Origin of the sequence: Spiribacter salilacus (genome assembly GCF_009649225.1) — a bacterium.
In the GTDB taxonomy this organism is placed as follows: Bacteria; Pseudomonadota; Gammaproteobacteria; order Nitrococcales; family Nitrococcaceae; genus Spiribacter; species Spiribacter salilacus.
Window position 1 is genome coordinate 115,500 of the sequence record NZ_WJPP01000003.1, and the last position, 17,421, is coordinate 132,920.

General features: G+C 53.9%; 18 protein-coding genes and 1 tRNA gene. 11 read left to right on the plus strand and 8 right to left on the minus strand.

The annotated features are described in order from the left end of the window. Positions 1-67 precede the first annotated feature (67 nt). The gene (locus tag GH984_RS06090; RefSeq protein ID WP_153719331.1) at positions 68-1,033 is read left to right on the plus strand and encodes a complex I NDUFA9 subunit family protein; all 966 of its coding nucleotides are present in this window, start codon (positions 68-70) and stop codon (positions 1,031-1,033) included. Positions 1,034-1,039: 6 nt separating this feature from the next. Next, positions 1,040-2,173 (plus strand): tRNA nucleotidyltransferase/poly(A) polymerase-related protein, encoded by a 1,134-nt coding sequence (locus tag GH984_RS06095; RefSeq protein WP_369691969.1) that lies wholly within the window; start codon positions 1,040-1,042, stop codon positions 2,171-2,173. On the opposite strand, the gene GH984_RS06100 is transcribed toward GH984_RS06095, so the two are convergent. From GH984_RS06100 to folB, 4 genes are read right to left on the minus strand one after another with little or no spacing between them, the layout of a single operon-like run. Further along, positions 2,152-2,838 (minus strand): adenylate/guanylate cyclase domain-containing protein, encoded by a 687-nt coding sequence (locus GH984_RS06100; protein ID WP_153719332.1) that lies wholly within the window; start codon positions 2,836-2,838, stop codon positions 2,152-2,154. The two genes, GH984_RS06095 and GH984_RS06100, sit on opposite strands and share 22 nt — an antisense overlap. Before the next feature lie 50 nt (positions 2,839-2,888). Next, on the minus strand, positions 2,889-4,076 hold the full coding sequence (locus tag GH984_RS06105) for a class I SAM-dependent methyltransferase (RefSeq protein WP_153719333.1): 1,188 nt from the start codon (positions 4,074-4,076) through the stop codon (positions 2,889-2,891). Then, complete coding sequence (gene folK, locus GH984_RS06110; RefSeq protein WP_153719334.1) at positions 4,076-4,570, minus strand: 2-amino-4-hydroxy-6-hydroxymethyldihydropteridine diphosphokinase; 495 nt, start codon at positions 4,568-4,570, stop codon at positions 4,076-4,078. The genes GH984_RS06105 and folK overlap by 1 nt, the downstream gene beginning before the upstream one ends. Beyond that, positions 4,567-4,944 carry a dihydroneopterin aldolase gene (gene folB / locus GH984_RS06115; protein WP_153719335.1) on the minus strand — a complete coding sequence of 126 codons (378 nt, stop codon included), beginning with the start codon at positions 4,942-4,944 and terminating at the stop codon, positions 4,567-4,569. Before folB ends, folK begins: the two co-directional genes overlap by 4 nt. Positions 4,945-5,025: 81 nt before the next feature. Here folB and plsY point away from each other — a divergent pair, with 81 nt between their 5' ends. Beyond that, positions 5,026-5,619 carry a glycerol-3-phosphate 1-O-acyltransferase PlsY gene (plsY, locus tag GH984_RS06120; protein ID WP_153719336.1) on the plus strand — a complete coding sequence of 198 codons (594 nt, stop codon included), beginning with the start codon at positions 5,026-5,028 and terminating at the stop codon, positions 5,617-5,619. On the opposite strand, the gene tsaD is transcribed toward plsY, so the two are convergent. Further along, on the minus strand, positions 5,578-6,618 hold the full coding sequence (tsaD, locus tag GH984_RS06125) for a tRNA (adenosine(37)-N6)-threonylcarbamoyltransferase complex transferase subunit TsaD (RefSeq protein ID WP_153719337.1): 1,041 nt from the start codon (positions 6,616-6,618) through the stop codon (positions 5,578-5,580). The genes plsY and tsaD overlap by 42 nt on opposite strands. A gap of 106 nt (positions 6,619-6,724) precedes the next feature. Here tsaD and rpsU point away from each other — a divergent pair, with 106 nt between their 5' ends. From rpsU to GH984_RS06150, 5 genes are all read left to right on the plus strand, one after another. Continuing rightward, complete coding sequence (gene rpsU / locus GH984_RS06130) at positions 6,725-6,940, plus strand: 30S ribosomal protein S21 (protein ID WP_153719338.1); 216 nt, start codon at positions 6,725-6,727, stop codon at positions 6,938-6,940. 12 nt (positions 6,941-6,952) lie between these two features. Continuing rightward, entirely contained in the window at positions 6,953-7,399 is a 447-nt protein-coding gene (locus tag GH984_RS06135; RefSeq protein WP_153719339.1) for a GatB/YqeY domain-containing protein, read from the plus strand. A 34-nt stretch (positions 7,400-7,433) separates the two neighbouring features. Then, the gene (gene dnaG / locus GH984_RS06140; protein ID WP_153719340.1) at positions 7,434-9,176 is read left to right on the plus strand and encodes a DNA primase; all 1,743 of its coding nucleotides are present in this window, start codon (positions 7,434-7,436) and stop codon (positions 9,174-9,176) included. A 65-nt stretch (positions 9,177-9,241) separates the two neighbouring features. Then, on the plus strand, positions 9,242-11,089 hold the full coding sequence (gene rpoD / locus GH984_RS06145) for an RNA polymerase sigma factor RpoD (protein WP_153719341.1): 1,848 nt from the start codon (positions 9,242-9,244) through the stop codon (positions 11,087-11,089). Positions 11,090-11,102: 13 nt separating this feature from the next. Then, positions 11,103-11,179: transfer RNA gene (locus GH984_RS06150), tRNA-Ile, on the plus strand. A gap of 5 nt (positions 11,180-11,184) precedes the next feature. On the opposite strand, the gene GH984_RS06155 is transcribed toward GH984_RS06150, so the two are convergent. After that, complete coding sequence (locus tag GH984_RS06155; RefSeq protein WP_153719342.1) at positions 11,185-11,982, minus strand: hypothetical protein; 798 nt, start codon at positions 11,980-11,982, stop codon at positions 11,185-11,187. Positions 11,983-12,030: 48 nt separating this feature from the next. On the opposite strand from GH984_RS06155, the gene GH984_RS06160 reads away from it, so the two are divergent. After that, the gene (locus tag GH984_RS06160; RefSeq protein WP_153719343.1) at positions 12,031-12,702 is read left to right on the plus strand and encodes a response regulator transcription factor; all 672 of its coding nucleotides are present in this window, start codon (positions 12,031-12,033) and stop codon (positions 12,700-12,702) included. Here the strand turns inward: GH984_RS06160 and GH984_RS06165 are convergent. Continuing rightward, positions 12,674-14,641 carry a sensor histidine kinase gene (locus tag GH984_RS06165; protein ID WP_153719344.1) on the minus strand — a complete coding sequence of 656 codons (1,968 nt, stop codon included), beginning with the start codon at positions 14,639-14,641 and terminating at the stop codon, positions 12,674-12,676. The two genes, GH984_RS06160 and GH984_RS06165, sit on opposite strands and share 29 nt — an antisense overlap. A gap of 27 nt (positions 14,642-14,668) precedes the next feature. Between GH984_RS06165 and arsH the strand changes: the two genes are divergently transcribed. Beyond that, a complete protein-coding gene (gene arsH / locus GH984_RS06170) occupies positions 14,669-15,400 on the plus strand; it encodes an arsenical resistance protein ArsH (RefSeq protein WP_439959283.1) in 732 nt (243 codons plus the stop codon). A gap of 113 nt (positions 15,401-15,513) precedes the next feature. Then, complete coding sequence (locus GH984_RS06175) at positions 15,514-16,452, plus strand: PLP-dependent cysteine synthase family protein (protein ID WP_153719345.1); 939 nt, start codon at positions 15,514-15,516, stop codon at positions 16,450-16,452. Here GH984_RS06175 and GH984_RS06180 read toward each other — a convergent pair. Beyond that, a complete protein-coding gene (locus GH984_RS06180; protein ID WP_253939148.1) occupies positions 16,440-17,372 on the minus strand; it encodes an LpxL/LpxP family acyltransferase in 933 nt (310 codons plus the stop codon). The genes GH984_RS06175 and GH984_RS06180 overlap by 13 nt on opposite strands. Positions 17,373-17,421 lie beyond the last annotated feature (49 nt).

Sequence of the window (17,421 nt, forward strand, 5' to 3'; positions counted from 1 at the left end):
GCATGCGAGCACAGGCTGGATTACTCTACAATCGCTATATCGAGAGCTATTTCACAGGAGCGCATCAATGTCGCGCACCCAAACTATCTGCATTCTTGGCGGGACAGGCTTCATTGGCCGACGCATTGCCAATCATCTGGCCAATACAGCCGTTCATATTCGCGTACTCACCCGCCATCGTGAACGCAATCGCCATCTGCTACCTATCCCCAATCTTGAATTAGTTGAGGTCAATGTTCATGACACTGAGGCACTGAACGAGGCACTCACAGGCGCAGATGTGGTGATCAATCTCATCGCCATTCTCAACGAGGACAAAAAACCGGGGCGCCGCTTCGAGGACATCCACGTTAAGTTGGTTGAAAAAATTCTGGCTGCCTGCACGGCAACCGGCGTGAAGCGGCTATTGCACATGTCCTCACTGGGCGCAGCAGAAGATGCACCTAGCCGATATCAGCAAACCAAAGCCAAAGGTGAGCAGCTTGCGCTAGCAGCAAATAGCACCGAGATGGCAGTCACCGTTTTTAAACCTTCGGTGGTCTTCGGCCCAAATGACAGCTTTTTAAATACCTTCGCCAACTTGCTCAAAGTGTCACCTGTCATGCCGTTACCCACACCAAATGCCCGTTTTCAGCCGGTTTTCGTCGATGATGTTGCCACTGCATTTATTAAGGTGATCGACGATGCAGACACCTTCGGGAAGGCCTATGAGCTCGGTGGGCCTCACGTTTATACGCTGGAAACCCTTGTGCGGTACGTCGCGCAGCTGCTGGGCCGTCGTCGCCTCATCATTGGCTTGTCTGATGGGCTCTCCAAGCTGCAGGGCAAAATCATGCAACATGCACCGGGTAAACCCTACACCTACGACAACTACCTCTCCGCACAGGTTGATAACGTCTGCACTGAAAATGGGTTGCTCATATTGGACATCCACCCTACCGCGCTGGAGGCCATCGCGCCGGATTACATCGGCGGGCATAGCCCACGGGGTCGTTATGACGAGTGGCGACGTGACGCAGGACGGCATGGCTAGGCCACGGTGAGCATCACCGAGGGCCTTAAGATTTATGCGGTAGGCGGTGCGGTGCGCGATCGCCTGTTGGGGTTGCCTGTCACAGAACGCGACTGGGTCGTCGTGGGGTCATCGCCCGAGGAGATGCTTGCTCGTGGCTTTCAGCCTGTTGGCAAAGACTTTCCCGTTTTCCTTCACCCGGACACCCACGAAGAATATGCCCTTGCCCGCACCGAGCAAAAGGTAGCGCCGGGCTATCACGGCTTTACCTTTCATGCGGATGCTAGCGTCACGCTCGAGCAAGATCTGCAGCGCCGCGATCTAACAATTAATGCAATCGCAGAAACGGCGCAGGGGCAGCTGATCGATCCCTGGGGTGGACAGGCAGATCTGGCCGCGCGTCAGCTTCGGCACGTATCGCCAGCTTTTCGCGAAGATCCCGTTCGTATTTTGCGCCTTGCCCGCTTTGCTGCCCGCTTTGCAGACCTTGGATTTCACATCGCTAAGGATACGCTGGCACTGTGCCAGCGTATGGTTGCTGAGCATGAAGCGGATGCGCTCGTGCCTGAGCGTGTCTGGCAGGAAATGGCCAAGGCATTAATGACATCGCGACCGGATATTTTTGTTGAAGCTTTAAAGGACAGTCACCTTTTGCCCGTCATCCTACCCGCACTCGATATCGAGAAGGACGAGCTAGGGTTGGTGTGTGCCGCACTCCGAGAAGCAGCTGCATCGAACGCGGCATTAGCGGCGCGTTTTGCCGTTCTCCTCCATCGCATTGATGATGATGTGGCCAAGGTGTGCGATCGGCTACGAGCCCCGCGCAGCTGTCGCGACCTAGCGGTTTTAGTCCATGAGCATTATCGCAAATACCAACAACTGGCCTCGCTAAACGCCGAAGCAGTTGTTGAGTTGTTGGTCTCTTTAGATGCTTATCGTCGCCCCGACAGGCTGGCTGACTTTACTGACGCTTGCCAGGCCATTACTCGCGCTCAAAGTACGAACGCCAACGCGGACACCGATGAGCTTGAGCGCGCCTTAGCGATAACTCAGGATATTGCCGTGCAACCGCTTGTCGACCGTGGCCTCCGCGGACCCGACATCGCCAAGGCCATTCATGCGGAGCGGGTCTACCGCCTTCAGCAACGACGCAGCCGATAAACGGGCATGTGGGCCTCAGCGCCAGGAATGATCGCAGAACTCAGTCCATCAAATGCCATGCTAGGCTCTTCTTGCAACGCTATGCGAACCGCGTTTGAAGTAATTACCTCCGGCGTGCGAGCGTGATCGCAAAGCCTTGACGCCACGTTCACTGTCTCACCAATCGCGGTATAGCTTCGTCGTTCACTCGAGCCCACCTCACCCATCATGACATCACCAACATGCACGCCTACCGCCACAGAAACGGGACTACCGCCATCTTCGGTCTGTGCGGCCGCAACGATGAGCTCAAGGGCACAATCACAAGCCTTTGCAACCTTATCTTCCCCCTCAAAAATTGCCATCAGCCCATCGCCAGCGTAGTTGTCCACATAGCCCCCAAAGGCTTCAATCACTTTGGACTGCCGCTCCGAGCTGGTCTGCACCGTTAATAACAAACCCGCATCGTCAAGAATGCGAGAGAGCTCAGTAAAACCTCGAATATCGGAAAATAAAACGCAGACATGACAGTGACGCGGGCTTTGGTCAGACTGTTCGGCGATGCCGGTTTTTTCCAAGCGCTCGCACACAGGGCGTGGCGCGTAAGCCATTAGCGTAGAATTAATTTGTTTTAACCGGCGAAAAGCGGCAATGGCTGCCCCTTGTTTTTTATTTTTGCGCGACATTCCTTTGCGCCCCCAATTGCCACTATTTTAGTACCCTTTTAATAGTAGTACTAAAGTCGGTCGCAATGATCAACAAAAGAAAAGCCCGGCAGCGCAAACGGCAGTGCACGGGAAAGCCCCATCACTTTAAATCGCTCGCCCATTTCATCGGGAAATAATAATGGCTTTACTTGTTGTGCAAGCTCTGCTGCTCGATTGGGGTCGCCTGCTGCTTCGCGCTCTAAAATCTGGCCGATCCCAGCACCCGCCAAAAAATTACCTTGCGTTGCAAAGCCTGCCAATTCTAACCCTGATTCAACGCCGGCTCGGGCGACTGCTGTAAAATCAACAAACGCGGTAATGTCCTGCAAACCGGGCCAAAAAAATGGGTCATCATGCGCCTGATGCCGGTAATGACAAACCAAAGTGCCCATCCGGCGTTGCGGATGATAAAACTCCCGTCGCGGATAGCCATAATCAATTAATAAAATCAGCCCCTCATCAAGCAGACGGCCCAGCTCTGTGACCCACGGCGCTAACGATGGGCACCATTCTGATTGATAACCCTCCGCTAACGGCTCACCAATGTCCCTCTCAATCTCCGCTACCGCGTTAACCAATGCCTGATCAGCAGGCTTTTTACGCCAACATAACTTGCCGGCCTCTTCGCCCACCACTAAAGCACTAACGTCGCTAATATCGCGCTGAAATCGCCTGACCGGTAAGGCATCGAGTACCTCATTAGCAATTACCACCCCCCGAAACCCACCCTTTGGCGGGCGATCAAGCCATGCCACCCGATCGCGCAAATGCGCTGGTAATTCAGCAAGTGTTTCTGCCTGCTTGGCTCTAAGATCCGCGCTCACATCGACCACATAGTAATGCTTTGGACAGCACCCCAATCGATCAAGCTCACATAAAAGGTCATAGGCCATTTGCCCATTGCCGGCGCCAAATTCCAATACATCGCCATCGCCTAAAGACTCCAGCACCATCCCAATTTGGCCTGCGATTGCTTTGGCAAAAAAGCTACTGACTAATGGTGCGGTAATGAAATCGCCACCCCGACCAAAACGGGCTTGGCCCGCGCTGTAATAACCAAGACCCGGGCTATACAAGGCAAGGCTCATAAAATCGGAGAAATCGAGCGCTCCGCCCGCCATCGCAATCGCTGCTTTAATGCGCTCATTGAGCTGATGACTGTGCTCAACCGCAATTTTATCGGGCTCAGGTAACGAAGGAGTGGGCCGATGCGCCATCAGGCCGAAGCAAAATCCAAATGCACTGGCTCAAGATCTTCTGGCTCGTCAGAGAATGCGGCCCAAAGGTCAGCAAAACGTCGCCCATCAATCGGATGCCGCGCATCCGGCGCCACATCTGCCAGTGGCTTAAGCACAAAGGCATATTTGAGAATTTCATCGCGCGGCAAACTCGGCGCTGACGCTCTCACTAAATCGCCAAACAACAAAATATCAATATCGAGCGTACGCGCGCTAAAGCGTTGCGCTTCGCGCTGCCGCCCCTGTGCTGTTTCGATAGCCCGGCACGCAGTGGCTAATGCCTCTACCGAGTCAGCGGTATCAAGGCCAATCACTAAGTTATAAAAATCGTCGCCCGCAAAACCGACGGCCGGCGTTTGGTAGACCGGCGATATAACTATGTCGCCATACTGTGCTTGCAGTGCTTTCACGGCTGCTCGCACGTTTTTTTCTGGTTCGATGTTACTGCCGATGCTTAGATAGGTACGCGTCATGAGGCGACCTCCCCTGCGGAGTGTTCTATGGGGCGCTCAATGGTTATGCCCACACTTTTAGCGGCCGGTAATGCACCCGGTTTGTGTAAGGTCAGCCGAACCCAGTGCACACCAGGCTGCTCAAGTACCTCATCTGCTAAGCGCGCTGCTAGTGTCTCAATCAGCTCACAGGCTGACTGCGCTGCTAATGCTTGCAATCGCTCAGCCAGCGCCGCGTAGTCTACGGCATGCGCTAGATCATCCGTTTTGGCCGCCATCTCTGTGGTAACGCCCAACACCAAGTCCACGCGCAGCCGCTGAGCGAAGGTTCGCTCCCAGTCATGCACGCCGATCACAGCCCGCAGTTCAAGTTCTTGCACAAAAAGCGTATCCATGGCTGCGCGAGGATTCCATTTCCGCGTGCACAACACAAGAGGCAGCTTGACCGAATTCCGCCGAGCGTATCCAATGCCGGCATGATCGAGATAATTATAGTCGCTGCCGGATATTTGTTGGGATCGCTGTCTGCCGGCGTGCTCGTAGCGCGCGCACTTGGCTTAGGTGACCCGCGTGATGCAGGTAGCGGCAACCCAGGGGCAACCAATGTGTTGCGTCTCGGCGGGAAAAAAGCGGCTGTTTTGACGTTAATTGGCGACGGCGGCAAAGGCATGCTCGCTATTTGGCTCGCCCATGCGTTTAATATGATCCCAAGCATCATCGCGCTGACGGGTCTGGCGGCATTTATCGGTCATCTTTACCCGGTTTTTCACGGTTTTAGGGGCGGCAAAGGGGTGGCAACCGGGTTTGGTGTTTTGCTGGCTTGGTCTTGGCCCGCAGGGCTTGCGGCCTTATTCACTTGGCTGCTAGTGGCGGCGGTAGGCCGGCGCTCTTCACTGGCCGCATTAGCCGCGGCGGTGCTTGCGCCCATTTACTTGCTACTCAGCCCAGCGCCCCTCGTCATTACCCTTGCCATGATACCGATGGCCGCCTTAACTCTGTATCGGCATCAAGACAACATTCGGCGTCTTTTAGACGGGACCGAGCCCCGCATTGGCCAAAGGAGCCGCTAATTCCCCCAACGGCCAGCGAGGCCGAACCTCTACCTCTCCAACATCCTGCTCGCCCATCGACAACCTTTGCTGACCGGCATACGCAATCATTGCGCCGTTATCTGTGCAAAATGCAAGCCGTGGATAGTAAGCACGCCCCCCGGCGGCTCCCGCCACCGCCTGCAGCCGTTCTCGCAGCACCGTATTGGCGCCCACGCCGCCAGCAACCACTAAGCGTTTCAAACCCGTTTGCACTAATGCCCGTTTGACCTTAATCGCAAAAGTATCCACCACCGCATCTTGAAAAGCCCGCGCAATGGCCGCCCGCGCTGCCTCATCTAACGTGGTGTTATGCACCGCGTTAACCACCGCTGTTTTCAAACCACTAAAACTAAAATCCAACCCGGGGCGATCAACCATAGGGCGGGGAAATACCCAGCGGCCCGGCTCACCGACGGCCGCTAACTTCTCGAGCGCCGGGCCACCCGGATAGGGCAACCCCAGCAACTTTGCCGTTTTATCAAATGCCTCACCAGCCGCATCATCGAGTGACTCACCTAAAACGTGATAGCGCCCAACGCCGGCCACCTCAACAAGCAATGTGTGCCCGCCTGACACCAGAAGCGCTAAAAATGGAAATGCGGGTGGGTCTGCTTCGAGCATGGGTGCCAACAAATGGGCTTCCATGTGATGAACCCCAAGCACCGGTCGGTCTAATGCCCACGCCAGCCCTTTAGCCACCGCAGCGCCCGCCAATAAGGCGCCGGCCAAGCCAGGCCCTCGGGCATAGGCAACGCCATCAATATCGCAAGGTTGCAATTCCGCTTCGGCTAACGTTTGCTCAACCAACGGTAGGATTCGCCGAATATGATCACGCGACGCCAGTTCAGGAACAACACCGCCATACTCGGCATGCAGCTTTACCTGACTAAACAACCGATGCGCCAATAGCCCCGCGGCCGCATCATGCAGCGCTATGCCCGTCTCATCACAGGTGGTTTCAAGCCCAAGGATAATCATCAGTTTTTTTGCATTTAGTTAAGGTGGTGTTTAAACTGCTCGGCTGATTAAGGGAAAGACGATTTAGTCTACGTCGATTTTGCCAAAACGGTAAGGTGAAAAGTTTATGCCGAGTGTGAAGATTCGGGAAAATGAGCCATTCGAAGTTGCCCTGCGCCGCTTTAAACGCTCATGTGAAAAAGCAGGCGTTCTTTCAGAGGTTCGCCGGCGTGAGTTTTATGAAAAGCCCACGCAGGAGCGCAAGCGCAAGCAAGCCGCTGCGGTCAAGCGTTCGGCCAAGCGTGTGCAGCGAGAAAGCCAGCGCACTCAGCGCCTGTACTAAACGTCATACTCTATGAGTGATCTGAAGGCGGCAATTAATGAGTCCGTCAAAGCAGCCATGCGAGCCGGTGAAAAAACCCGGCTTGGCACGTTGCGATTGATCACTGCCGCGATTAAGCAAAAAGAAGTTGACGATCGTCGAGAACTGACCGATGCCGATGTTTTAGCCATTCTCGATAAAATGGTTAAACAGCGCAGAGAGTCAGAATCCCAGTATTCACAAGCCAATCGCGAAGATCTGGCAGTAGTTGAGCGGGCAGAAATGGCAATCATTGCCGAATTTCTGCCCCAACCGCTCAGCGATAAGGAAATCGATACGCTCGTTCAAGAGGCCATTACCACCACGGGGGCTCAGTCGGTAAAAGACATGGGCAAGGTCATGGGCATCCTCAAACCCCAGGTGCAAGGGCGTGCCGACATGAGCCAGGTCAGCGCACGGGTAAAGGCGCAACTCAACTGAGACACCGGCCTGCTACCCGGCGTAAACTGTAGCAATGGCTGGCCGCATTCCTGATCATTTTATTGACGAGCTGCTCTCGCGCATCGATATTGCCGAGGTGGTCGGCGAACGTGTGCAATTACGCCGCTCTGGCAGCAATCACTCTGGGCTTTGCCCCTTTCATGGCGAAAAAACCCCCTCTTTTACCGTCAGCACTGAAAAACAGTTCTACCACTGCTTTGGCTGCGGCGCACACGGCACCGCCATACGGTTTTTGATGGAATATGACCGGCTAGACTTTCGCGAAGCGGTAGCGCAATTAGCCGCAATAGCAGGTATGGAAATTCCCGAATCGGCTCGCGACAGTGCCCCACCGCCAGAACAAGAAAGCCTATACAGCACGCTCCAGCGCGCGGCGGATGCTTATCGCCAGTGGCTGCGCGATCATCCTCAAGCGGAACGTGCCGTGAAGTATTTACAACAACGCGGCTTAAGCGGCGAAATTGCAAAACAATATGGCATCGGTTTTGCGCCTCCGGGCTGGCGTAACCTGCTCGACAAGCTAACGGATCGCACGGCATTGAACCGTGCTGGGCTGATTGTAGAAAAAGAAGCCGACCGGGTGTATGACCGCTTTCGCGACCGCATCATCTTTCCAATCCGTGATCGACGTGGGCGCACCATCGCCTTTGGTGGCCGGGTACTCGATCAAAGTGAGCCTAAATACCTCAATAGCCCTGAATCTCCCGTTTTTCAAAAAGGCCAAGAGCTCTATGGCCTGTATGAAGTACTGCAAGCTGACCGCCGCCCGCCCGATATTTTGGTGGTGGAAGGCTACATGGATGTGGTGGCACTCGCACAACATGGCGTACCGCGAGCCGTGGCTACCCTAGGCACTGCCACTTCAACGCGACAAGTTGAGCGGCTTTTTCAAATTACCGGCGATGTGATTTTCTGCTTTGATGGCGATAAAGCAGGGCGGCGAGCGGCTGCTCGCGCGATGGAAAATGCACTGCCGGCTATGCGACAAGGCCGACAAATTCGATTTTTATTCCTGCCCGAAGGCGAAGACCCGGACAGCCTTATTCGCCAAGAAGGACAGGCATCGTTTACCGCGCGCCTGCAAAAGGCCACGCCGTTGTCGGACTTTTTGATTGCTAGCGTTAGCGACGAGGTGGATCTACAAACGATGGATGGGCGCGCACGACTGATCGAGAAGGCAACGCCCTTGTTGCGACGGCTGCCACCTGATGTCTACCGCCATATGCTTTTTGATCGACTGGCCGGGCTTGCCCGCATCGAGCGGGATTATCTGGAACAGGTCGTCGATCAACAACAACGCATCAAATCACCGCCGGACGGCCAGCTTGATACGGCGGGAACCACCGCCGATCAACCGGTGCGTCGCACACCCGTTAGGCTAGCCATTGCGTTGTTACTGCAATCGCCATCACTCGCAACCCAAGTCGAGGATCTAGGCCCGTTACATGACACGCAGTCCATTCCTGGCTTAGCGTTACTCAAACAGCTACTTGAATTAAGCCGCACTGACCCCCATATCACTACCAGTGCCCTGTTGGAACGGTTTCGCGACTCTGAGCATGAAACGGCTTTATGGAAACTGGCAACGTGGGATCATTTGGTGCCTGAAGCAGGCCGCACAGAGGAGTTTGCCGATATTATGCGACGAATCGCCAATCAAACGGCACAACAACGGCTTACACAGCTTAATGAACGGCTACAATCAGGAGAACTTACTCCCGAGGAATGGTCAGAATGGATGGCACTGAAGAAATAAGATGCTAGAATACTCGGTTCCGCATAAATAGCGATCCGCCCAATCAACATCAGCACCGGTAGTTTATGGCAAGCCACGACCAGCAATCCCAAATTCGTGAACTCATCGCCCGCGGCAAAGAACAGGGCTACCTGACTTATGCCGAGGTCAACGATCATCTGCCCGATGACATTGTAGAGCCTGAGCAAATCGAAGATATCATTGGCATGATTAATGACATGGGCATCACGGTGCATGAAACCGCGCCCGATGCCGATACGCTGCTGCTTAGCGATGGCGCCGTATCGACTGACGAGGATGAGGCAGAAGAGGCCGCTGCTGCGCTTGCCGCTGTGGATGCCGAATTCGGTCGTACTACCGATCCCGTGCGTATGTACATGCGCGAGATGGGCACCGTTGAATTGCTCACCCGCGAGGGCGAAATTGATCTGGCCAAGCGCATCGAAGACGGGCTTGACCAGGTTTTGCGCGCCCTATCAGGCTATCCAGAATCTTCACGCACCCTGATGCTGCTCCACCATGCCATTCAAAATGGTGAGATGCGCTTAGCCGATGTTGTAGCCGGGTTTCGAGACGTCACCGAACTCGTTGAAAACGTGCCCGACATCGTAGCGACTCATCAGGCAGAAGCTGCTGAGGCGGCGCGGGAAGCCGAAGAGGCCCGCGCAGAAGACGAAGAAGCGCCCGCACCAGATACAACGGTAGACCCCGAGCGCGCCGCGCAAGTACTCGAGCGCATCGAAATCCTGCATAACGAAATGATCGAAGTGCTCGACTCGGAAGGCCATGCCAGCAAAAAACTGCCCGCCATCCGAGAAGAAATGACCGGGCTATTTTTATCGATGAAGCTTGTGCCCAAAGTGATTGAGGGCATGGCAAATAACCTGCGTAAAGCCGTTGAGCGTGTTCGCACCGCAGAGCGCGAGGTTATGCGCGTTGCCACCAAACAAGCCGGCATGCCACGCAAGGCCTTTTTAGAAAGCTTTACGGGTAATGAGACCAATCCAAACTGGGTTGACTCGGTTATTAAAACGAAAAAGCCATACAGCAGTGCAATTGCCGAGCAGCGCGAGCTAATTGCGGCAGAACAGGCTGAGCTCGTCCGCATTCATGAGCTAACAGGGCTGCCACCCGCTGAAATTCGTGAAATCAATCGCCGAATGTCGATTGGTGAGGCGAAAGCCCGTCGCGCCAAAAAGGAAATGGTCGAGGCCAACCTGCGTTTGGTTATCTCGATTGCCAAGAAGTACACCAATCGCGGCCTGCAATTCCTTGATTTAATTCAGGAAGGCAATATTGGCTTAATGAAAGCAGTCGATAAATTTGAATATCGTCGTGGCTATAAGTTCTCTACCTATGCGACTTGGTGGATTCGGCAGGCCATCACCCGCTCAATTGCGGATCAGGCGCGAACCATTCGTATCCCAGTGCATATGATTGAGACGATTAATAAGCTCAATCGAATTTCTCGCCAAATGCTCCAAGAAATGGGGCGTGAGCCGCATCCGGAAGAGTTGGCCGAGCGCATGGAAATGCCAGAAGACAAGGTTCGCAAGGTATTAAAAATTGCCAAAGAGCCGATTTCCATGGAAACACCCATTGGTGATGACGAAGACTCTCATCTGGGTGATTTCATCGAAGATACCTCAGTGATGTCACCCGTAGACTCGGCCACCCGTGAGGGCCTGCGTGAGTCGGTTCGCGAGATACTCTCCGGCCTCACCCCGCGTGAGGCGAAGGTACTTCGCATGCGCTTTGGTATTGACATGAATACCGACCACACCCTCGAAGAGGTCGGCAAGCAGTTTGACGTAACGCGTGAGCGTATCCGCCAAATTGAAGCCAAAGCACTACGCAAACTCCGTCACCCCACTCGTTCAGATAGCCTAAGAAGTTTTCTTGACGAGCAGTAAAGAGAAGATCAACGGGCCCATAGCTCAGCTGGTTAGAGCAGCCGACTCATAATCGGTAGGTCGTAGGTTCAAGTCCTACTGGGCCCACCAAATCCTTACTTAACGCCCAAAATCCATCCTTCGATGCCGGCCATTTCTGCCTCGGACGGACTGAGCAAAGGCTGAAAATACTCGGGCAAAAGGCCCTGCTGATCGGTTACCTGAAGCCAGGTTGCAACTGCATAGGCATCTTGTTGATCGGGCGTGCGATCTGCACGCGGCAGTGCATGGCTCCATAGTGAAGGATAAATCTCGGTTATAACCGAATGACCTGCCGGCGGCAGCCAGCCATCAAACGGCCAAAAATGTAGCGACGAAGGAAACTGTTCACGTAGCCGCCGTAGCCAAGGCAATCCGGCATGTGTCGATTTTGCTACCGACCCTGGCACATCAAAATGAAAGACCGACTTTGCCTTGGTGCGCTGCTCACATAGCCGGCGCCATCGGGCACTGCCACTGCGATTGGCTAGCCCGTCTGATGCGCTACGACGAATCTTCTCTACGGTAATCTCATCCTGATCGGTCGGCCAATGCGCCTGAAAATCTGCCAAAAAATCCGGCCAATTCGGTGCTAGTGCATAGCGCTCAAAATAGGCCAACGGGAACGAAAAGCCATGATCGATGCCTATAATGGTGGGTGGCCCTACAGCTAACTGCTTGCTAAGCCAATTAAATACGCCACGACGTGACCAATACTTACGTCGGGCACTTGGCGGCGGCAGCACCTCCCGCGGAGGCGTATCGCCTTCCGCCTGATAGATTCGCAGACCCGGCAAGCTAGCATCAGCCGTTTTAGCACCCGAGTAATCGATGCCAATATAACGGGCAAATCTGGCGGGTACATTGTGACTCATAACTACGCACCCTATACTAAGGTGCGGCTAACTCAAGGATTGGTTTGAATGCAGGATGTCTTAATCCTAGAAGATGAAAAAGACCTTCGCGACACGATGGTCGAATTCATGCAATCCATGGGGCATGATGCAATCGGTGTCGGTTCTGTAGAAGAGGCAGACGCTTGGCTGACGCATCAAGACGCACGCGTGCTTGTGGTCGATTTAACCTTGCCAGGAGAGGGCGGGCTTAGCTGGCTGCGTCGCCGCCCCGAGCTTAAGGAGCGTGGCATCATTATGGTGACCGCAGCAGGCTCAGACAACGAGCGAATTGCCGGTCGGCTCGCTGGCGCAGACAGTTATTTTGTTAAACCCGTCAATCTGGTTGAGCTCGGCATGAGCGTTAAAAACCTAACAGAACGTCTGGCTTATGTTAAAGCCTGGCAGCTTGATTCGCTCACATGGACATTGACCGCACCCCACGGTGATTCGATTAAACTCACCGCCTCGGAGCGGCGTTTCATGGAAGCACTGGCAATGACTCCAGGGATAGCGGTTAACCGGCACGATATCATTCTCCGCCTGGGTGAAGATCCTAAAGTCTATGATCAGCGGCGGCTGGAAATTTTAGTGCGACGCCTTCGCAGTAAAATTACTGATTCGCTAAACTGCGACCCCCCTATCTCAACAGCTCGTTCAGTTGGCTATGCCTTTACAAGCGATCTGGAGTGGGTTGAGTAGTCTCATTTGGCATCGGTAGCCACAAGGTGAACGCGCTGCCGCTGCCTGGGTGACTAGCTACCGTTACCTCACCACCGTGTGCTTGCATAATTTGACGAGTAAAGTACAAACCGATGCCCAAGCCACGGCTACTGGTGTTTTCTGAAGCGCGATAATGCTTATCAAAAATCTTCATCTGTTCGGCTTCAGGAATACCGGGGCCCGTATCCGTCACCTCAATACCCACTCTGTCATGATCGCGCACCGTGCGAACCTGAATAACTGCAGATTCCGGAGAATATTTAGCGGCATTATCGATTAAGTTGTACAAGGCCGTCCCCAGCAATACTTTATCGGCGGTTACTGTCAGCTCGTCTGCCCAACACTCAATGGGTTGCTTGATATGCATCTGCTCTGGCGCAAGCATTTCGGGCAGCCATACCGATAAGTCAATTGACTGAAGCGCAAGATTTGCCTGTCCATCCTGAAGCCGGTCGCTTTGCAGCCACTGCTCAAAGAGATGCTGCAGCCGAACTGCCGCCCGCTCGATCATCTTAAGGCGCTGAGTCGGATCTTTATCGCGCCTCTGACTCATCTGGCCCAGCTGGGCTTGATTCACGATAATCGCCAACGGATTACGAAACTCGTGGGCGATTAACGCACCAAATTCCACGTAGCGATCGAATATGGCTCGCTCACGCGTTAGTGCGGATTCAATCTCTGCGGTTCGCTCTTTTACCGTTTCTTCTAGCCGCTGCTCAGAGCCGCGTAACACCTCAACCAATTCAGTCTGCGCAAGTAAAGCACGATCCTGCGCCAATTCTCGCGCCCGTCGCTCTGCATTAATTCGATCGGCTAGCGCAAAAGATAGCAGTAGCATATCCAGTAAAGAACCCACTTGTAGCAAGTTGGACGTTAGCGCATTGGTGGGAATCAAATCGAAATTGCGTGCCGCTTGAATAGAAACCGCCGCTAACAATACGGTCCATGCCAGCAGCAAAAAGCGTGCCCCTAGATGCCCACGCCAGTAACTCAAAACACTCACACCAATTAAAATGGGGCCGGTTATCACGCCAAGACCGCTCAGCATCCCAACGCCAATCCGCACGGGCACATCAAAGAGCGGGAAAACGGCAATAAGCCCAAAGGTGACGGTTAATGCCAACAACAGCCAATCAATGCGTGGCATTTCACGCGGGGTATCTAAAAAATCCCTTAAAAACCAAACCGCAAAAACCGCCGCCAACGAGTAAAAGGTGTTGGTTCCTATCGTTTCTGGCCAGCCCAGTGGTGCAAGCGCGTAAGCGGCAAAGCCGTTCATTAAGAACATCGCTGAGCCGGTAAAAAACAAAAATCCACAATAAAGCAGATACTTACGATCTTTTAGAGAAACGAATAATAAGAAGTTATAAAACAGCAAAGCCAACGCGGCGCCATAGTAAGCCGCAATCCAAAGGTAGCTATGCTGCGTATGGCTTGCAAAGGCCTCAGTTGTCCACAGCCGAAGCGGTACGGTCAGAGATCCATCAGAGGCAACGCGTAAATAGAAAACCTCGGGTGTGCCTTGGGTTAAATTCACCGGAAAAACTAAGTGTCGATGGGGCCAAGGGCGCTCACCGGCCGGCTGATGCTTACCCGTTTTCACCACCTGTCCATCTGGGTAATACAAAGCCACATCGGTTAATGCATAGAAGGCTACTTCGATTAGATAAGTGGTGGGGGCGGGGTCAGCACCCTCTAAGGTAAAACGCAGCCAGTACGCGGAGTCAGTCAAGCCAAAGTTAATCGAACCGTCTTCAGCATACGGTGTAAAGGCGCCTGCTTGATCTGCCTGTCGAACCGCTTCAATCGGCATTTCCGCGCTTGGATCTTCCAAGTAAGCAACCTGGCTGTCCAAAGGCGTCCCTGCCAATACAATCCACGGCCAAAGGCAAATGATTAAAAAAACCCAACGTACCATAGTTGTAATTGTGACAGGACGGGCTGAATGCAGCCAAAAGATTTATCGTTCGTTATGTTTTATGCTATTCCGATGAACGATACGCTGCCACTTCTTGATACAACACAATTATCGCCAATGCCAGCCGCTGAGCCGGCGAAGATACTGCTGCTTTATGGCTCGCTGCGTGAGCGATCTTACAGTCGGCTGGCGGCAGAAGAAGCTGCCCGCATTCTGCGGTATCTCGGGGCGACAACGCGCCTGTATGATCCCACCGGACTGCCGCTGCCCGATGCTGCTGATGAAACACATCCAAAGGTGGCTGAGCTGCGCGACTCAGCAACTTGGTGCGATGGGTTTGTTTGGTCCTCCCCCGAGCGTCATGGCGCCATGACGGGCATCATGAAAGCCCAAATCGACTGGATACCGCTCAATATGGGGGGTGTCAGACCCACGCAGGGAAAAACTCTGGCGGTTATGCAGGTTTGCGGCGGCTCACAGAGTTTTAATGCGGTGAACCAACTGCGCATTCTAGGCCGCTGGATGCGGCTAATTACTATTCCTAATCAGTCCTCCGTGCCCAAAGCCTACCTTGAGTTTGATGAGGCTGGTCGCATGAAACCTTCGCCGTATTACCAGCGTATTGTGGATGTCATGGAAGAGCTCATGAAATTCACGCTTTTAACTCGCGACATTCGCGATGATCTCGTCAACCGCTACTCCGAGCGTATTGAAACCGCCGCTGAGGTGTCTGCAAGGGTCAACCAACGCTCGATTTAGCCTGATTGCGGCATCTGCTGTCATCAAAACGACCACGGCGTCAATCAGGCGTTGACTCCCCAGTCAGCTCGGCATAATCCTGCAATCGTACGTATCTGACGGAAGGGGAGCAGATGGCAACATTAGCGGCAGAGGTCATCCCGCAATCACGCAGTGCGGTTACCCATAATATTCTTGATGCGATTGGCAACACGCCCTTGGTAGAGGTGGATGGGATTTATTGCAAATGCGAATTTCTCAACCCATCGGGATCTATCAAAGCGCGTATTGCGCATTACATTATTGCTCGCGCTGAGCGTGAAGGGCTGCTCAGACCAGGCGATACGATCATCGAGGCATCGAGCGGCAATACCGGCAACGCGCTGGCCATGGTAGCTGCAGTAAAGGGTTACAAAATGCAGGTCGTCATGCCCAACGGCATGAGTTCTGCCCGGGTTGCAATCTCTAGAGCGCATGGTGCCGAGGTTATTCTGACTGGCGATTTTCACGTTAACGAGGCATTAGCAATCGCTGAGGAATATGGCCGCAAGCCAGGATATTTCTGCCCGCGCCAATTCGCCAATGAATGGAATGTTGAAGAAAATCGGCGCTGGCTGGGTGATGAGCTACTCAGGCAGCTTCCCGCAGAAGCCCGCCCAGATGCGCTGGTTTGCGGAATTGGTACCGGGGGCACTTTAATTGGGCTTGGCCAGGCGTTGCGAGCGCGAAACCCGGATTGTCAGGTCATTGGCCTTGAACCTGCCGAATCATGCACTATCGCCTGCGCAGAAGTAGGTCATCATCAAATTGAAGGCATTGCTGATGGCTTTATCCCCGAAATCATTCGTAACCATCGTAATGAGGTGGATGGGTTAATCAGCGTCGCCAGTGACACCGCCATTGAAGAAATGCGCCGGCTAGCCAATGAACACGGGCTACTGGTAGGCCCCAGCTCAGGTGCCCATTTGGTGGCTGCACGGCGAATTCGTGAGAATAATCCCGCATTAAAAACAATTGTTACGCTGTTCTGTGATGAGGGAGAGAAGTACCTGGCGGAGTACTACAACGCCTGATAGGGCGACGGCTCCGCGGGGTCAGGGCGTGTTTTAAAGCGCCGATGCACCCAGAAATATTGCTCCGGTGCCGCTCTGACATGGCGTTCGATCACTGCATTCACCGCGGTGGCATCGGCAACATCATCACCCGATGGGAAGTCTGACAGGGCTTGTTCAATCCGCACTACCCAATCACCATTTGGTAACCGTAATGATTGCACCGGAAGAACCACAGCACCGGTGCGCTCCGCTAGGCGTGAGGTCATATTCAAAGTGGCCGCCGGCACACCCATAAATGGAGCGAATACGGTGCGACGACGTCCAAAATCCTGATCGGGCACATACCAAAGAATACGCTGCGCACGCAGCGCGCGAACAATGCCCCGAAAATCACTGCTGGCAATGAGCCCACCCAAATTCGCACGCCGAATTTTGGACATCAACCGCTCAACAACCGTGTTGTGTGTTGGCTTGTAAACCACATCGAGATCAGGGATGTGTCGCGACAAAATCCACCCGCACATCTCAAGCGTGGTGAAATGTGCCAGCAACAAAATAACGCCCTTACCCTTAGCGCGCGCCGCCTCTACATTTGCTAAGCCTTCTAATCGAGTATGGCGAGCCAGCTCCGTGTCGCGACCCCACCAGGCCTCAGCAGCTTCCATTGCGCCACGGCCTACAGAAGCAAAATGCGATCGCGCCAACGTCTCGCGCTCTTGCTCGCTTAATTCAGGAAAGCACAGCCGAAGATTGACCCTGACAATCGCTAAGCGAGAGGGCAACAGCCTTCCTGCCAAACGCCCAAGACCCGCCCCAAACGTGCAAAGCCATTGCATCGGCAGCACAAAAACCAACGCGCGTAAGATGCCAAAGCCCAACCAGGTGGGCCACCACTGCGGAGCCAAGGGATGGGCACGCCAGCCTGTTTGTTTACTCAATCCAAAAAACCCCGCAAAGGCTCAAGAACGGATACAATCCATAGTCTAA